This window comes from Streptomyces beijiangensis, assembly GCF_017315755.1.
Classification (GTDB): domain Bacteria; phylum Actinomycetota; class Actinomycetes; order Streptomycetales; family Streptomycetaceae; genus Streptomyces; species Streptomyces beijiangensis.
The window spans coordinates 1-1,080 of sequence record NZ_JAFLRJ010000554.1 but is presented as its reverse complement, the minus strand read 5'-3'; the positions used below and the strand labels follow the sequence as shown (position 1 = coordinate 1,080).

The following is a 1,080-nucleotide window of genomic DNA, read 5'->3' as shown; positions in this document are numbered from 1 at the left end:
CCGACTACGTACCCCGATACAAGGAGCCACAGGACATGGCCGACTCCAGTTTCGACATCGTCTCGAAGGTCGAGCGGCAGGAGGTCGACAACGCCCTCAACCAGGCCGCCAAGGAGATCTCGCAGCGTTACGACTTCAAGGGCACCGGCGCCACGATCGAATGGTCCGGCGAGAAGATCCTGATGCAGGCCAGCGGCGAGGAGAGGGTCCTCGCGATCCTCGACATCTTCCAGACCAAGCTGATCAAGCGCGGCATCTCGCTGAAGTCGCTGGACTCGGGTGAGCCGCAGCTCTCCGGCAAGGAGTACAAGCTCTTCTCGACGATCGAGGAAGGCATCTCCCAGGAGAATGCCAAGAAGGTCGCGAAGGTCATCCGCGATGAGGGGCCCAAGGGCGTCAAGGCCCTGGTGCAAGGCGATGAGCTGCGGGTTTCCTCCAAGAGCCGCGATGATCTGCAGGCTGTGCAGGCGCTGCTCAAGGACAAGGACTTCGACTTCGCGATCCAGTACGCCAACTACCGCTGACCACGGACGAGCGAGTGGATGCGACGTCCGAAATCCGCCAGCCGCGGTGGTGCGGAGGTCGCAGACTCGTAGGTGTCCCGGCGGAATCGCCGCCGGGGCGCTGCGAGGGAAGGAGACGGTCGCGATGACGGTCACGGTTGTTCATGGGACGGTCGGAAGCCCGCTGGGTGAGCTGCTGCTGGTCGGCGAGGAGTCGGCCACGGCGCCGGGCGGGGTGGCGCTGGTGTCGCTGTCCGTGCCCGGGCAGAAGGGCGGCGCGGTCGTCGAGGACGGCTGGCGGTGCGCGCCGGAAGCGTTCGGGGCCGTTGCCGAGCAGCTGCGGGCCTATTTCGCCGGCGAGTTGACCCGGTTCGATGTCGAGTTCGCGGGCGGCGGGAGCGACTTCCAGCGGCGGGTATGGGGCGCGCTGGAGGGCCTTGAGTACGGGGAGACCGTTTCGTACGGGGAGATCGCGACCCGGATCGGGATGTCGCCCGGGGCCGGGGTGCGGGCCGTGGGTACGGCGATCGGGCGCAATCCGCTGCTGGTCGTACGTCCGTGCCACCGGGTGATCGGG

The 1,080-nt window shown here is 67.0% G+C and carries 2 protein-coding genes; both read left to right on the top strand.

The window, feature by feature from the left end:
- The first annotated feature begins 35 nt into the window (after window positions 1-35).
- Window positions 36-524 (top strand): YajQ family cyclic di-GMP-binding protein, encoded by a 489-nt coding sequence (locus J0695_RS36680; RefSeq protein WP_206969090.1) that lies wholly within the window; start codon window positions 36-38, stop codon window positions 522-524.
- 124 nt (window positions 525-648) lie between these two features.
- The coding region (locus tag J0695_RS36675; RefSeq protein ID WP_206969089.1) for a methylated-DNA--[protein]-cysteine S-methyltransferase at window positions 649-1,080 on the top strand (432 nt) is incomplete at its 3' end.